This window comes from Streptomyces sp. ALI-76-A (assembly GCF_030287445.1).
Lineage (GTDB): Bacteria > Actinomycetota > Actinomycetes > Streptomycetales > Streptomycetaceae > Streptomyces.
Genome location: NZ_JASVWB010000002.1, coordinates 3,670,505 through 3,686,219, shown reverse-complemented (window position 1 = coordinate 3,686,219; position 15,715 = coordinate 3,670,505). Strand labels below are relative to the sequence as shown.

The window sequence follows — 15,715 nt, the reverse complement described above, 5'->3', positions numbered from 1 at the left end:
AACGTGGCGGACCCGCCCGAACACGGGCGGGAAAAGCCGTCAAGGGTCACCGAAGAGTGTCAATCGGAATGCACGGGCCAAGCCGTGCGAAACCGGACCATCTCCCTGGTGAGGCGGGCGAATGCCTCCTAGCGGACCCCCGTCTTCGGGTCCTGCGAAGATGTGCCAGAGTTGCCACATCCGCCCTGTCAGCACGTACCGTACGGCAGCACAGGTGGGACCAGGTGGGGCAGCGGGAAGGGGCAGCCGGTTTGACCACGCACACACCGCAGGCGGCGCAGGCCGTCACGCTGCCCACGACGCTGGACGAAGCGGTGGCGGCGCTCGCCGCCATGCCCGCCGCCGTGCCCGTGGCGGGCGGCACCGACCTGATGGCCGCCGTCAACTCCGGACAGCTCAGGCCCGCCGCGCTGGTCGGCCTCGGCCGGATCAGCGAGATCCGCGGCTGGCAGTACCAGGACGGCCACGCCCTGCTCGGCGCGGGCCTCACCCACGCGCGGATGGGCCGGCCCGACTTCGCCGCCCTGATCCCCGCCCTCGCGGCCTCGGCGCGCGCCGCCGGCCCGCCGCAGATCCGTAACGCGGGCACCCTGGGCGGCAACATCGCCTCGGCCGCCCCCACGGGGGACGCCCTTCCGGTGCTGGCCGCCCTGGAGGCGACCCTGATCATCGCGGGCCAGGGCGGAGCCCGCCGGGAGATCCCGGTGTCGCACCTGCTGGCCGGCATGGAGATGCTGCGCGCGGGCGAACTCATCGGCTACGTGCGCGTGCCGCTGCTGCACGCCCCGCAGGTCTTCCTCAAGGCGACCGGCCGCACCGGTCCCGGGCGCGCCGCCGCCTCCGTCGCCCTCGTCCTCGACCCCGCCCGGCGTGGCGTCCGGTGCGCCGTCGGCGCCATCGCGCCGATGCCGCTCAGGCCGCTGGACGCCGAGCAGTGGGTCGCCCGGCTGATCGACTGGGACAACGGCCGCGCGATCGTCCCGGAGGCGCTCAGCGCGTTCGGCGAGTACGTCGCCGCGGCCTGCATCCCCGACCCGGCTCCGGCCGAGGACGGCTCCGTACCACAGCATCCGCCCGCCGTACTGCACCTGCGGCGTACCGTCGCCGCGCTGGCCCGACGAGCACTGGGGAGGGCTCTGAAGTGACCGACGACCAGCACGGAGAGGGCACGCCCCAGAGCGCGGGCCGCTGGGATCCCCTGCCCCAGGGCGACTACGACGACGGCGCCACCGCCTTCGTGAAGCTCCCCGAGGGGGGCGTGGACGGCCGTCCGCTCGCCGCGCCCGGTCACGGCTACGTGCCGCCGCAGATCACGGTCACCCCGGCCACCACCGCGGGCACCGACCCGGCGGCCACGGGCTCCTGGACGCTGCCCGCCGCGCCCGCCGACGGCGCGCGGTGGCCCGACCCGAACGCGGTGCCCCACGGCACCGGGGACGACCGGTTCACGTACAACCCCGGTGCCACCGGGCAGTGGAACTTCGAGGAGACGGGGGCGGCGGACGCCGCGCACACGGCTCCGGCGCCTGGCCACGACGTCACCGGGCAGTGGTCGATCCCGGTCGCCGGCGGCGACCTCCCGGACGAATCAGGCGAGTTCACCACGTCGTCCCTGGTGGAGCAGTGGGGCGGCACCCCGCCGGCCACCCTTCCCGGCGGCGCCCCCGCGCCCTGGGCCACGGAGGCGGCGGGCCGGCCCTGGGGACAGCCGTCGGACACGGCCCAGCGGCCGACGGGGACGGACCCCGGAACGGGATCCGACGCCGGGCAGCACGGACACCCGGGGCAGCCCGCCGGGGACGGGCACGGCTACGGGCGGCCGACCGAGCCCGCGTACGACCGGCCGGCGGGTGACGGGCACGGGCACGCCCAGTCGGTGGGCGACGGGCACGCACACGAGCAGCGGGTGACCCACGACGGGGAAGCGCGGGCCGGGCACGCGCCGGAGCGGTTCGACCCGGAGCGGTTCGCGCCGGATCCGCACGCGCCGCATCCGCACGCGCCGGATCCGCACGGGCCCGAGTCACGCGGATCGGATCCGCACGCGCCGGACCGGCACGGCCATGCACCGCACGCCACCGAACCGCACGCGCCGGAATCCCCCGAGCCGGGAGCCACCGCGCCGGAATCCCGCACACCGGATTTGTACGCCCCGCAGGCACACGCGCCCGGGTCGTACGCGCCGGAGCGGTCCGCGCCCGAGGCGCACGCGCCGACGGAGCCGTACCCGACCGGACCCGCGTCCGAGCACCCCCACGGGCACGCGGCCGAACGACCCCTCGCGCCCGCCTCCGACCGGCCCCACCCGCACACCCCCGAGGAGTCCCGGCCGCACGAGGCGGAGCGGTCCTTCGCCGAGCCGTACGCGGACCCGCCCGCCGAGCCGGCCGGGTCCGCCCCGGACGGCTCACAGCCCGCTCACGGGCCCGGTGAGGCCGTGGAGGCGGCTGAGCGTGCCCAAGAGGCCGCGGAGGCCGTCGAGGCCGCTGAGAGGGCCGCCGACGCCGCCGTGGACGATTCCCCGGGCGACGCGGCGGACCCGGAATCCGGACCGGACGCCGACGAGTCGGCCGCCGCCCCGGAGACGGGCGACGCGACACCCCGGTCGTCGGGCGGGGAACACCCCCTGGCCTCCTACGTCCTGCGGGTCAACGGCGTCGAACGCCCCGTCACCGACGCCTGGATCGGCGAGTCGCTGCTCTACGTGCTGCGCGAGCGGCTCGGTCTCGCGGGCGCCAAGGACGGCTGCTCGCAGGGCGAGTGCGGGGCCTGCAACGTCCAGGTCGACGGGCGGCTCGTCGCGTCCTGCCTCGTCCCGGCCGTGACCGCGGCCGGCAGCGAGGTCCGTACCGTCGAGGGACTCGCCGTCGACGGGCAGCCGTCGGACGTGCAGCGGGCGCTCGCCCAGTGCGGCGCGGTGCAGTGCGGCTTCTGCGTACCGGGCATGGCGATGACCGTGCACGACCTGCTGGAGGGCAACCCCGCCCCGAGCGAGCGGGAGACCCGCCAGGCGCTGTGCGGCAACCTCTGCCGCTGCTCCGGCTACCGGGGCGTCGTGGACGCGGTCAAGGAGGTCGTCGCGGAGCGCGAGGCGCACTCCGTGGCCGACAGTGAGACGGACGCGGACGAGCCGCGTATTCCGCACCAGGCGGGTCCGGGGGCCGGCGGCGTCAACCGCTCGGCGTTCGAACCGGCCGAGCACGACCAGGTGTTCGGACACCGACACGGGCCCGGACAGGGACAGGACGGAGGCCAGGCGTGAGCAACGAAGCCGCCACCGCGACCACCACCACCGCCGCGGAGGCAGCACCCGCCCCCGAGCCGATCCCGCACGGCCTCGGCGTGTCCCTGCCGCCCGTCGACGCCCGCGCCAAGACCGAGGGCACCTTCCCGTACGCGGCCGACCTGTGGGCCGAGGGCCTGCTGTGGGCGGCCGTGCTGCGCTCCCCGCACCCGCACGCGCGCATCGTGTCCATCGACACGTCCCACGCGCGCGAGATGCCCGGCGTACGGGCCGTCGTGACCCACGAGGACGTGCCCGGCACACCGGTGCACGGCCGGGGCAGACCCGACCGTCCGGTGTTCGCCTCCGAGGTCGTGCGCCACCACGGCGAGCCCATCGCGGCGGTCGCCGCGGACCACCCCGACACCGCGCGGATGGCGGCGGCCGCCGTCATCGTCGAGTACGAGGTGCTCGACCCGGTCACCGACCCCGAGCAGGCCTTCGAGGCCGAACCGCTGCACCCGGACGGCAACCTGATCCGGCACATCCCGCTGCGCCACGGCGACCCGGAGGCGGCCGGCGAGATCGTCGTCGAGGGCCTGTACCGCATCGGACGCCAGGACCCGGCCCCCATCGGAGCCGAGGCCGGCCTCGCCGTGCCGCGCCCCGACGGCGGCGTCGAGCTGTACGTGGCCTCCACGGACCCGCACACCGACCGCGACACCGCCGCCGCCTGCTACGGCCTGGCGGCGGAGCGCGTGAAGGTCGTCGTCACCGGCGTCCCCGGGGCCACCGCCGACCGCGAGGACCAGGGCTTCCAGCTCCCGCTCGGCCTGCTGGCGCTCAAGACCGGCTGCCCGGTCAAGCTCACCGCCACGCGCGAGGAGTCCTTCCTGGGCCACGTCCATCGGCACCCCACCCTCCTGCGGTACCGCCACCACGCCGACGCCGAGGGCAGGCTGGTCAAGGTGGAGGCGCAGATCCTGCTCGACGCGGGCGCGTACGCGGACACCTCGTCGGAGGCGCTGGCCGCCGCGGTCTCGTTCGCCTGCGGCCCGTACGTCGTCCCGAACGCCTTCATCGAGGGCTGGGCCGTGCGCACCAACAACCCGCCCTCCGGCCATGTGCGCGGCGAGGGCGCGATGCAGGTGTGCGCCGCCTACGAGGCGCAGATGGACAAGCTGGCCAAGAAGCTGGGCGTCGACCCGGCGGAGCTGCGCCTGCGCAACGTGCTGGCCACGGGAGACGTGCTCCCGACCGGCCAGACGGTGACCTGCCCGGCGCCGGTCGCCGAACTCCTCCAGGCGGTACGGGACTTCCCGCTGCCCCCGCTGCCCATGGACACGCCCGAGGACGAGTGGCTGCTGCCCGGCGGCCCCGAGGGCGCGGGCGAACCGGGCGCGGTGCGCCGGGGCGTCGGCTACGGGCTGGGCATGGTGCACATGCTGGGCGCGGAGGGCGCGGACGAGGTCTCCACGGCGACCGTCCGGGTCCAGGACGGCGTGGCGACGGTGCTGTGCGCGGCGGTCGAGACCGGCCAGGGCTTCACCACGCTGGCCCGGCAGATCGTCCAGGACACCCTCGGCATCGACGAGGTCCACGTGGCCCCCGTCGACACCGACCAGCCGCCGGCCGGCCCGGGCGCCCGGGGCCGCCACACCTGGGTGTCGGGCGGTGCGGTGGAACGCGCGGCCAAGATGGTCCGTACGCAGCTGCTCCAGCCCCTGGCGCACAAGTTCGGCATGTCCACCGAGCTGCTCCAGATCACCGACGGCAAGATCACCTCGTACGACGGCGTGCTGTCGACCACCGTCACCGAGGCGATGGACGGCAAGGAGCTGTGGGCGACCGCCCAGTGCCGGCCGCACCCGACGGAGCCCCTGAACGAGACCGGCCAGGGCGACGCCTTCGTGGGCCTCGCCTTCTGCGCGATCCGCGCGGTGGTCGACGTCGACATCGAACTGGGCTCGGTGCGCGTGGTGGAGCTGGCGCTCGCCCAGGACGTCGGCCGGGTGCTGAACCCGGCCCAGCTGGCGGCGCGCCTGGAGGCGGGCGTCACCCAGGGCGTAGGTATCGCGCTCACCGAGAACCTGCGCAGCGCGCGAGGCGTGATCCGCCATCCCGACCTCACCGGATACGCCCTGCCGACGGCCCTGGACGCCCCCGACATCCACATCGTGAAGCTGGTCGAGGAACGCGACGTGGTCGCCCCCTTCGGTGCGAAGGCGGTCAGCGCGGTACCCGTGGTGACCTCTCCGGCGGCCATCGCCTCGGCGGTCCGCGCCGCGACCGGCCGCCCGGTGAACCGCCTCCCGATCCGGCCGCAGGCCGCGGTGGTGACGGGGCAGTGACCGGGGCGGGGTCCGGGCAGCGGGCGCCTCGCCACCCGCGCGTGCCTGCGGACTCGGCCCCGCCGAACGGTTCTTGAGCACGGCGACGCTGGGCCACGCCCCACGACGATCCCACTCCTCAGGCCGGCAACGGCCGGACGGTGGCGGGACGGCCGGACGGGTCCGGGAGTCGTCGGTCCGTGGCTGGACACCTCCGCGCCGACGGTGGCGGCGATGGTGGACGTGATCGTCGCCGGGAGGGAACGGGCCCGGGTGTCTGAGCGTCTCCTGGTCCGGGGCGTGTGGCTCGAGGGCGTTGTCAGTGGTGCCGCGTAGTGTTCTGGGCAGTGGGGGACGGGTGCCGGACCTGGCCGGCTGTGCGTGCCCCGAGCGGGGACTGCGAGCACGTACAACGGGGGAACACACATGAGCACGACCGACGCCGGCCCGGCGACGATCACACTGGCCGAGGCCGACCTGGATCCGTACGTCACGCACACGGCGACGCGCCGCTGGCTCACGGGCCCCGGACTGCCGGGCGACACGGGCCTGTTCAGCTTCGCGGAACTGCGCGTGGCGGGTCTGCGGACGGTGGCGGACTCGACCGGTGACCCCGACCGGCTGCTCGCCTGGGACCTGCGGGACCAACTGGTCATAGGCGGGCTGGTGGGCCCCGGCGGTCCGGACACGGAGTCGGTCCCGCTGGACGGTGCGACCGGCGAGGTCTCGACGACGTACCTGTGCCACGACCGCCTCGACCTGAGGGGCCGCCGCCCGCTCGCGCCCTCGCTCGCGACACTCACACGGTTCGCCGCGGTGGCGGACGAACTGGCCTGCCTGCGCGGCCGGTTCGCCGCGTACGCGGGACGGTTCGGGCCCAAGGTGGTCGCTCAGGCGTCCCGGCAGCTGCTCGCGGTGTTCGAGGAGGGCACGGGCGGCGAGCCGGCCCCGTTCTGGAAGATGGCGGCCCTGATCCGCCCGCTGTCTCTGGTGGCGGGTCCGGGCACGGACTCGGGGCTGGCCCTCGACCTCCCGGCCCGGCTGCTGGACCAGGATTTCGGTCGGGGCAGGGTGGCGCGTTTCGAGGACGTCGACTTCCCCACGACCCTCACGCACGAGCCGACCCGCCGCTTCCTGCGCCAGGTCGGCCTGCCGGAGCACGGCTACCTCTTCCACCTGGACACCGACGTGCTGCTGCCGACGCTGGCCGAGCACCACGCCGACACGGACGGGCCCGCCGGACTCCCGGACTGTGCCGACCGGTTGATCCGCGTCGGTCATCTCGTGGGGGACAACAGCCTGGTCGTCGACGGCGCGACGGGCGCGGTCCTGAACTGGAACGAGCGCGACACCACCCTCTACCCGCTGAACACCGACCTCTCCACCCTGGCCTTCACCCTCTGGCTGCTCCACCGCGAGCGGGCGATCGACAAGGAACTGGCCCACGAACTGACGACGGACGCCTACGACCAGCTGGCGATGACGATGATCCAGGTCCTGGCGAGCGTCGACTCGACGGGAACCATGGGAGTGAGGCCTGTGGCGGGATCCCCGGCGGGACCCCTGGCGGGACCTCTGGCCGGACCGTGGGAGGGTACTGGGACGGGACCTGTGACGGCAGCGGCAGCCGGGCCGCGCGCGGAGACGCGAGTTGGAACGCGGGCCGGCACGTTCGCCGGAATTCCGGCCGGCACATTCGCCGGGACTCAAGCCGGCACATTCGCCGGAACTCAGGCGGGCACATTCGCCGGGACGGCAGCCGGAACCCACTGGCACTACTGGACGGAGCGGTTCCAGGACAGGGCGGGTGGGGCCCTGTGACCGGCACGGAGAGCAGGAACATCGTCGTCCGCCCGGCCGAACCCGGTGACTGGCCCGCCGTGGCCGAACTCCGCTGGCAGTGGATCGTGCAGAACGGCGCCGCCCCGCAGGCCCTCGAACGCGAGGACTTCGTACGGCACTTCGTCACCTGGGCGAGCGAGAACGCGTCCTCCCACCACTGCATGGTCCTCGTCCGGGACACCGAGGTCATCGGCATGGCCTGGCTGGCGATCGTCCAGCGCGTCCCGACCCCGCACGCCCTGGAGCGGGCCTCGGGCGACCTCCAGTGCGTGTACGTCGTCCCGCAGGCCCGCGACGACGGCCTCGGCAGCCGCCTCATCAAGGCGACCCTGTCCGAGGCCCGGCACCTCGGCCTCGAACGGGTCACGGTGCACTCGTCGACGCGCGCGATCCCCGCCTACACCCGCACCGGCTTCGAGAACACGCCCCGCCTGCTCCAGGCCCGCGTCGCCGGACCGACGCCCTGACCGGGACGGTGGCCCGCCGCGTCACCGGCGAGAAGCACCGCGGCTTCGCTCTGAGTGGTGGCAGCTCGCCTTGCATCTGGATCCTCCGTCATTCCAAGGTGATGGAGGTAGGTTGGCGAATAGCCCCACGCATGCAGTAAATCACCCTTTGATGTGTATCCCCCGCCTGATCTTTGGCTTCTACCATGGCCAGGATGTCTTCGATTACCTCCATGGCTCGCGGAGTGAAAACCCCCATGACCCCAGCATTCGCCATCGCGTTGGAGAGAGGGAACGCGGGGCCGATATATCGGAGCTCGAAGTCATGCTGAGTCAGACCCGCAGATTCCAGGTAAGAGATTGCCTCTTCTCGTGATATCCATGAATCGGGAACCGGGCTTGACGTCTGTGCAGCGGGTTTGAGGATGACGCGATAGTTGGTGATATTGATCCGCGATGCCGTCGACGTGCCGTTCACCAGCCTGACTATCCAGGCAAACTCGCTGGAGCGTTCGGTGACCCTGATTATGCCACCGGTCCACCCGAGCATGGGGCGAACCACTGATGCGTATTGCGCCCGAGCGAACACAAGGCTGGCGGCAATAGTGGTCGCAGCGGTTGCGGATTGATTATCGAGCAGCTTCAGCCTCCACGGCCAGGAAGAACGGACGGAGGGTGGGAGGTTTTGGGTCACTATGACCCAGACAAGGAAGCTCGCAGATATTCCGAGAAGGATGAGGGGGATCGTGAAGAATATCCGGTTGCGACCCACACGTACTTGCGAGTCACCTCTCATTGCCCCACCTAGCTATAGTTTTGTGATGTCCGTCTTGTGGCATCGCGGTGTCTGTGCGCGGCTTCAGCCGGGCGACTACCGCTTCGGACATCGATCTTTCCTCTGGCGCAGTCGGTCTACCGTACGGACGGCCTGAAAACCACCCCCGCCAGGCCACCGACGGGATCAAGGGCTGGTCCACCTGAGAGGGCGCACGTCGACGCCCGTGGAAAGTTCGTCAGATGTGGTCCAGGCCGGCGACGAGGTCACGGTCGTCGTCTCAACGGTGGCACTCTCGGCGGAGAGCGCCACCGGATCCTGCGTGACAGGGTCGCCGACCTGAACCAGGTTCTGCCGTTACTCGGCGATCCACCGAATGAAACGACGTCCGGACGGACAGTAGGGCGGCACCTCCATGGGTGCCGCCCTTCTGTTTTCCCTGGTCGCTCGCCAGAGGCCGTGGCGGGATTCGAACCCACGTAACTCGCTTTGCAGGCGAGCCCCTGAACCACTCGGGCACACGGCCTTGTTCGTGACTCGACCGTAGGGGGGCGGGCGGGGCGGGCTCAAGGAAACCGGCGGTGGTGCAACGGGACTGCCACACGCCGTTCATGAAAGGGGGCGGGGAGGGGGTGGTCGTACGACCAAGGTCTCAAGGGGAGGCCTTCTTTGGACAGGGGTCAAACCGGGTCGTGACCCTTACGCTGGTGACCATGACCGCCCCCGAACCCCGCGACACCGGTGTCGCGGACACGCCTGACCCGGACCCCTCCGACCTCGACCCCTCCGACCCGGACGACTCCGACCCGGGCCCCTCCGACCGGGATCCTCACGGCCGGGACTCCTCCCACCGTGTCCCCTCCGGCGCCGGCGCCGGCGCCTCCGTGCCGTTCGCTGTCGCCGAGGGCGGCGAGACCGTGTTGAGCCGTGCCTATCGGGCGCTCAGCGTCGGGATCGTGTCCGTGGTGCTGCTGATCGCGTTCGAGGCGACGGCGGTGGGGACGGCGATGCCGGTGGCGGCGCGGGAGCTGGACGGGGTGGCGCTGTACGCGTTCGCGTTCTCGGGGTACTTCACCACCAGCCTGTTCGGCATGGTGCTCGCCGGGCAGTGGTCGGACCGGCGGGGGCCGCTCGGAGCGCTGACGACCGGCATCGGCGCGTTCGCCGCCGGACTGCTGCTGGCGGGGACGGCGACCACCATGTGGCTGTTCATCCTCGGGCGGGCCGTGCAGGGGCTCGGTGGCGGGCTGGTGATCGTCGCGCTGTACGTCGTCGTGGGCCGCGCCTATCCGGAACGGCTGCGGCCGGCGATCATGGCGGCGTTCGCGGCCAGTTGGGTCGTACCGTCGATCGTCGGGCCGCTCGCCTCGGGCGCGGTGACCGAACACCTCGGCTGGCGCTGGGTGTTCGTCGGGATCCCGCTGCTGGTGGTGTTCCCGCTCGCGCTCGCCCTGCCGCAGATACGGCGGCGGGCGGCGGGCCCCGTGGGCAGTACCGAGGAGGGCAAGGGCGCGGCGTCCTCCGGGGCGCGGCGCATCCGGCTCGCGCTCGGCATCTCCCTCGGCGCGGGGCTTCTCCAGTACGCGGCCCAGGACCTGCGGTGGATCTCGCTGGTCCCCGGGCTCGCCGGCGTCGCGCTGCTGCTGCCGGCGGCCCGGGGGCTGCTGCCGCGCGGCACCTACCGGGCGGCGCGCGGACTGCCCTCCGTCGTGCTGCTGCGCGGGGTCGCCGCGGGGTCCTTCATCGCCGCCGAGTCCTTCGTACCGCTGATGCTGGTCACCCAGCGGGGGCTGTCGCCGACGATGGCCGGCTTCTCGCTCGCGGCGGGCGGCGGGACGTGGGCGCTGGGGTCGTGGGTGCAGTCGCGGCCGCGGGTGGAGCCGTACCGGGAACGGCTGATGACGCTGGGGATGCTGCTGGTGGCCGCCGCCATCGCCGCCGCGCCGAGCGTGCTGGTCGACGCCGTGCCCGCCTGGACCGTGGCGGTCGCCTGGGCCTTCGGCTGCTTCGGGATGGGACTGGTGATCTCCTCGACCAGCGTGCTCCTGCTCCACCTCTCCGCGCCGGAGGAGGCCGGCAGCAACTCCGCCGCCCTGCAGATCTCCGACGGTCTGTCCAACGTGGTGCTCCTGTCAGCCGGCGGCGCGGCCTTCGCGGCGCTGGGCGGCGGCACGGTGAGCCACGCGGCCACCGAGGCGTCCGGTACGCACCCGGCGGCCTTCGCGGCGGTGTTCCTGCCGATGGCGGGGGTGGCGCTGGCGGGGGCGTGGGTGACGACGCGGCTGCGGGCGACAGCCGGGTGACACCACGGGGACCGATCGCGGCCGGGCTGCCCTGCTTCGCGCGCTGACCCGGTGCCGCGCGTCCTCTGTGACGTGAGTCCCACCTGAGGGCTCCCCTGTGACGTGAGTCCCACCTGATGGCTCCCCGGCCTCGTCCGAACGTCGACCCGGCCGGGCCGCCGGTAGGGTGGCCCGGTTGTCATACGTACCCGAGTCGTCAGAACCGTTCGTCGAACCGCCCGCCCGTCACCCACCACCGCCCTGCCCGACGCGCTCCGCGCGGCCCCTCCCATTCGACCCCCGAACCGGAGACCGTGACTACCACCGCCGCCTCCTCCACGTCCCACCACCTCTCGCCCGCCTTCCCCGGCCGCGCCCCCTGGGGCACCGCCGGCAAGCTGCGTGCCTGGCAGCAAGGGGCGATGGAGAAGTACATCCAGGAGCAGCCGCGTGACTTCCTCGCGGTCGCCACACCCGGGGCCGGAAAGACCACCTTCGCGCTGACGCTGGCGTCCTGGCTGCTGCACCACCATGTCGTGCAGCAGGTCACGGTGGTCGCGCCGACCGAGCACCTGAAGAAGCAGTGGGCCGAGGCGGCCGCCCGGATAGGGATCAAGCTGGACCCGGAGTACAGCGCGGGGCCGCTCGGCAAGGACTACCACGGCGTCGCGGTGACGTACGCGGGTGTGGGCGTGCGGCCGATGCTGCACCGCAACCGTGTCGAGCAGCGCAAGACCCTCGTGATCCTCGACGAGATCCACCACGCCGGTGACAGCAAGTCGTGGGGTGAGGCGTGTCTGGAGGCGTTCGAGCCGGCGACCCGGCGCCTCGCGCTGACCGGTACGCCCTTCCGGTCCGACACCAACCCCATCCCCTTCGTGGCGTACGAGGAGGGGAACGACGGGATCCGGCGGTCCGCCGCCGACTACACGTACGGATACGGGTCCGCGCTGTCCGACGGGGTCGTCCGGCCGGTCATCTTCATGAGCTACAGCGGCAACATGCGGTGGCGGACCAAGGCCGGGGACGAGATCGCCGCCCGGCTCGGCGAGCCGATGACGAAGGACGCGATCAGCCAGGCGTGGCGTACGGCGCTGGATCCGCGCGGTGAGTGGATGCCCAGCGTGCTGCGCGCCGCCGACCAGCGGCTGACCGAGGTCAGGAAGGGCATCCCGGACGCCGGCGCCCTCGTCATCGCCTCCGACCAGGACTCCGCCCGGGCCTACGCCAAGCTCATCCGTGAGATCACGGGCAACAAGGCGACGCTGGTGCTGTCCGACGACGCCGGGGCGTCCAGCAGGATCGACGAGTTCAGTCGGAGCGACGACCGGTGGATGGTCGCGGTGCGGATGGTGTCCGAGGGCGTCGACGTCCCGCGGCTCGCCGTCGGCGTGTACGCCACGACCATCTCCACGCCGCTCTTCTTCGCCCAGGCCGTCGGGCGTTTCGTACGGTCCCGGCGGCGCGGCGAGACCGCGTCCGTCTTCCTGCCGACCGTCCCCGACCTGCTCACCTTCGCCAACGAGATGGAGGTGGAGCGGGACCACGCCCTCGACAAGCCGAAGAAGGAGGGCGAGGAGGACCCGTACGCCGAGTCCGAGAAGGAGATGGAGGAGGCGAACCAGGAGCAGGACGAGGACACCGGCGAGCAGGAGCAGTTCGCCTTCGAGGCGCTGGAGTCCGAGGCCGTCTTCGACCGCGTCCTCTACGACGGCGCCGAGTTCGGCATGCAGGCCCACCCGGGGAGTGCGGAGGAGCAGGACTACCTCGGGATCCCGGGGCTGCTCGAACCCGACCAGGTGCAGCTGCTGCTCCAGAAGCGGCAGGCCCGGCAGATCGCGCACAGCCGCAAGAAGCCGGACGAGGAGGCCGACCTGCTCGAACTGCCCGCCGAGCGGCGGCCGGTGGTCTCGCACAAGGAGATGATGGAACTCCGTAAGCAGCTCAACACGATGGTCGGCGCGTACGTCCATCAGAGCGGCAAGCCGCACGGGGTCATCCACACCGAGCTGCGTCGGGTGTGCGGGGGGCCGCCGAGCGCGGAGGCCACGGCCGGGCAGTTGCGTCAGCGGATCGCCAAGGTGCAGGAGTGGGCCACCCGGATGCGGTGACGCCGGTGCGGTGCCGGTACCGGCGTCGGGACGGGGTGAGCTCTCCGGTCGGACCGGGCGCGGGCGTGGTGTGAGCTGGGGTGAGTGCGTTGCGTGCAAAGGTCGTGCACACCGCGTGTGCGCGCCGGACGTAACGGGGCAGATCGTGGCGGGTCCGTCGTGTTCGGTGCCCGGATTCTGGACGGAGACTTCCGCTCAGCGAACCCGCTTCGCTACTGTCCCGCTACGCACACGCCCCGTGGCAGCGCCGCCGCGGAGCGCAGCCGTGAAGCGACGCGGTCCGGACAGGCCGGGCCGCCGACCGATCGGCGGCCTCTGAAGCGCGTCGCCGACGGGACTCGGTGGCGCATCGATCGCGACGGGGGCTGTCGACCTCACCACTTAAGGAGTGGGCGTCGTGACCGCGGAGACCTCTCAGACGCTCGACCGGGGCCTCAAGGTCCTCAAGCTGCTGGCCGACACGGACCACGGGCTGACCGTCACCGAACTCTCCCACAAACTCGGGGTGAACCGGACTGTCGTGTACCGGTTGCTCGCCACGCTGGAGCAGCACGCACTCGTACGGCGTGACCTGGGCGGGCGCGCGCGGGTGGGGCTCGGGGTGCTGCGTCTGGGCCGCCAGGTGCATCCCCTGGTGCGGGAGGCCGCGCTCCCGGCGTTGCGCTCGCTGGCGGAGGACATAGGGGCGACCGCTCACCTGACGTTGGTCGACGGGGCGGACGCGCTGGCCGTGGCGGTCGTCGAGCCCACGTGGACGGACTACCACGTGGCCTATCGGGCCGGGTTCCGGCATCCGCTGGACCGGGGGGCCGCGGGCAAGGCGATCCTCGCCGCGCGGCAGCAGATGCTGGACGAGCCCGGTTACACGCTGACGCACGGGGAGCTGGAGGCCGGGGCCAGTGGGGCGGCGGCGCCGTTGATCGGGGTGACGGGGGTCGAGGGCAGCGTCGGGGTGGTGATGCTGGCGGACGCGGTGCCGGAGCGGGTGGGGCTGCGGGTGGTGGACGCGGCGCGGGAGGTCGCGGAGGCGTTGCGGTGAGGTGAGGTGCGGTGAGGTGAGGTGCCGGGTGGAGAGGTGCGGTGCGGGCGGCTCGCTGGGCGGGGAGGTTTTGCGCCGGCGCTCGGTGAGTGGTGCCGGCACGGTTCGCGACTGCCCGACGGTCCGGTGCTGACGCCTGCCGAGCGGTGCGCGGTGCGGGGGTGAACGGGTGGGCGCCGCTCGCCCGCGCGGACGGGGTGCCGCTGCGCCCACCCGTGCCGCCCCAGCGGCACGACTGCCCGCAGCTAAGTGGGCCTCCCGGCCCCAGCTCGTGCCGCCCTTGCGGTGCGACTGCTCGCAGCCAAGTGGGTCTTCCGGCCTCTGCTTGGGCCGCCCTTGCGGTGCGACTGCTCGCGGCTAAGTGGGTCTTCCGGCCTCTGCTTGGGCCGCCCTTGCGGTGCGACTGCTCGCGGCTAAGTGGGTCTTCCGGCCTCTGCTTGGGCCGCCCTTGCGGTGCGACTGCTCGCGGCTAAGTGGGTCTTCCGGCCTCTGCTCGGGCCGTTTCTGCGGTGCGACTGCTCGCAGCTGCGTGGGTCCCCCGGTCCCTCAGCCTGTGCCGCCGCTGCGGTGCGACGGCCCGCGGGCCGCGTGGGATGCGGCTCGTTGGTGCGGCGGCACCTGTGGTTGTGGGGTGTGGCCGCCCCGGCCCGCGCGGAACCGGCTGTCGGCCTCCGCTGTCTACGGACCCGTCGCCCCGGCTGTCTACGGACCCGTCGCCCGTCGCCCCCATGCCGCCTCCGCTGACCGTAGCCGCGTGAAGTGGTGGGTTCGGTGGTCGTCACCTGGGACTGGCCGTGGATGGGTGCCGCGTTAGATTGATCCCGTGCTCTCTCGTCTCTCGCGCCCCCGGGCTCTCGCCGTCTGCGTCCTGCCCGCCGTGGCCCTGATCGCCACGGCGGTGTTCGCGCCGCTGCCGTTCTCGCTCACGCAGCCCGGTCTGACGGCGGACGTCCTCGGCGAGAACAAGGGCACCCCGGTGATCACCGTCTCCGGTGCGCCGACCCGGGAGACGCGCGGGCAGCTGCGTATGACGACGATCGAGGCGACCAACCCGGAGACCCGCGTCTCGCTCGGCGAGGTGATCGACAGCTGGTTCCGCACCGACCAGGCCGTCATGCCGCGCGACGCGGTGTACCCGAGCGGCCAGAGCGTCAAGGAGATCGAGCGGCACAACACGGCGGAGATGGAGCAGTCCCAGGACGCGGCGACCGAGGCCGCGCTGAACCACCTGGACCTCAGCGGCAAGGACGTCAAGGTCACGCTGAGGCTCGCCGATGTCGGCGGCCCGAGTGCCGGTCTTCTGTTCAGCCTCGGCATCGTCGACAAGCTGGACGGCGACGGCGGCGGCGGCGACCTCACGGGCGGCCGGATCATCGCCGGTACGGGGACCATCGACGCCGACGGGACGGTCGGCGCCGTCGGGGGAGTGGCCCTGAAGACCCAGGCCGCACGCCGGGACGGGGCCACGGTGTTCCTGGTGCCCGAGGCGGAGTGCTCGGACGCGAAGGCCGAGCTGCCGAAGGGACTGCGGCTGATCCCGGTGACCACGCTGAAGGGCGCGGTCAACTCGCTGACGGCACTGGAGAGCGGAAAGGGATCCGTCCCCAGCTGCTAGGTGCCCGGTCCAGCAGCAGCCGCAGCCGCAGCCGCCGTAGCCGTTCAACTGC

At 72.7% G+C, this 15,715-nt stretch carries 9 protein-coding genes, 1 tRNA gene and 1 pseudogene; 9 read left to right on the top strand and 2 right to left on the bottom strand.

Annotated elements, in window-relative coordinates; genetic code table 11:
• The first annotated feature begins 251 nt into the window (after positions 1–251).
• The 5 genes and pseudogenes from QQS16_RS17410 to QQS16_RS17390 all read left to right on the top strand — a co-directional run bounded on the left by QQS16_RS17410 (position 252) and on the right by QQS16_RS17390 (position 7,862).
• The gene (locus QQS16_RS17410) at positions 252–1,145 is read left to right on the top strand and encodes an FAD binding domain-containing protein (RefSeq protein ID WP_286062692.1); all 894 of its coding nucleotides are present in this window, start codon (positions 252–254) and stop codon (positions 1,143–1,145) included.
• Complete coding sequence (locus QQS16_RS17405) at positions 1,142–3,262, top strand: 2Fe-2S iron-sulfur cluster-binding protein (RefSeq protein WP_286062690.1); 2,121 nt, start codon at positions 1,142–1,144, stop codon at positions 3,260–3,262. The genes QQS16_RS17410 and QQS16_RS17405 overlap by 4 nt, the downstream gene beginning before the upstream one ends.
• Positions 3,259–5,574, top strand: a complete 2,316-nt coding sequence (locus QQS16_RS17400; protein ID WP_286062689.1) for a xanthine dehydrogenase family protein molybdopterin-binding subunit — start codon at positions 3,259–3,261, stop codon at positions 5,572–5,574. Before QQS16_RS17405 ends, QQS16_RS17400 begins: the two co-directional genes overlap by 4 nt.
• A 405-nt stretch (positions 5,575–5,979) precedes the next feature.
• Positions 5,980–7,077, top strand: a pseudogene (locus QQS16_RS17395) (SUKH-4 family immunity protein); the annotation flags it as partial.
• Between the two features lie 293 nt (positions 7,078–7,370).
• The gene (locus QQS16_RS17390; RefSeq protein WP_286062688.1) at positions 7,371–7,862 is read left to right on the top strand and encodes a GNAT family N-acetyltransferase; all 492 of its coding nucleotides are present in this window, start codon (positions 7,371–7,373) and stop codon (positions 7,860–7,862) included.
• Between the two features lie 88 nt (positions 7,863–7,950).
• Here QQS16_RS17390 and QQS16_RS17385 read toward each other — a convergent pair whose 3' ends face one another.
• Together QQS16_RS17385 and QQS16_RS17380 are read right to left on the bottom strand one after the other, a co-directional pair.
• Positions 7,951–8,319, bottom strand: a complete 369-nt coding sequence (locus tag QQS16_RS17385) for a hypothetical protein (protein ID WP_286062687.1) — start codon at positions 8,317–8,319, stop codon at positions 7,951–7,953.
• Positions 8,320–9,070: 751 nt separating this feature from the next.
• Positions 9,071–9,142, bottom strand: a tRNA-Cys gene (locus QQS16_RS17380).
• A 187-nt stretch (positions 9,143–9,329) separates the two neighbouring features.
• On the opposite strand from QQS16_RS17380, the gene QQS16_RS17375 reads away from it, so the two are divergent.
• From QQS16_RS17375 to QQS16_RS17360, 4 genes are all read left to right on the top strand, one after another.
• Positions 9,330–10,919 carry an MFS transporter gene (locus tag QQS16_RS17375; RefSeq protein WP_286062685.1) on the top strand — a complete coding sequence of 530 codons (1,590 nt, stop codon included), beginning with the start codon at positions 9,330–9,332 and terminating at the stop codon, positions 10,917–10,919.
• Positions 10,920–11,212: 293 nt separating this feature from the next.
• On the top strand, positions 11,213–13,009 hold the full coding sequence (locus QQS16_RS17370) for a DEAD/DEAH box helicase (protein ID WP_286062684.1): 1,797 nt from the start codon (positions 11,213–11,215) through the stop codon (positions 13,007–13,009).
• A gap of 397 nt (positions 13,010–13,406) precedes the next feature.
• A complete protein-coding gene (locus QQS16_RS17365) occupies positions 13,407–14,048 on the top strand; it encodes an IclR family transcriptional regulator (RefSeq protein WP_286062683.1) in 642 nt (213 codons plus the stop codon).
• Positions 14,049–14,871: 823 nt separating this feature from the next.
• Positions 14,872–15,663: a S16 family serine protease gene (locus tag QQS16_RS17360; RefSeq protein WP_286062681.1), complete on the top strand. Its 792-nt coding sequence runs from the start codon at positions 14,872–14,874 to the stop codon at positions 15,661–15,663.
• The last annotated feature ends 52 nt before the right edge of the window (positions 15,664–15,715 follow it).

Excerpts from the sequence above, each read along its gene's own strand:
- QQS16_RS17375 (WP_286062685.1), top strand. The coding sequence starts at position 9,330 with ATGACCGCCCCCGAACCCCGCGACACCGGTGTCGCGGACACGCCTGAC.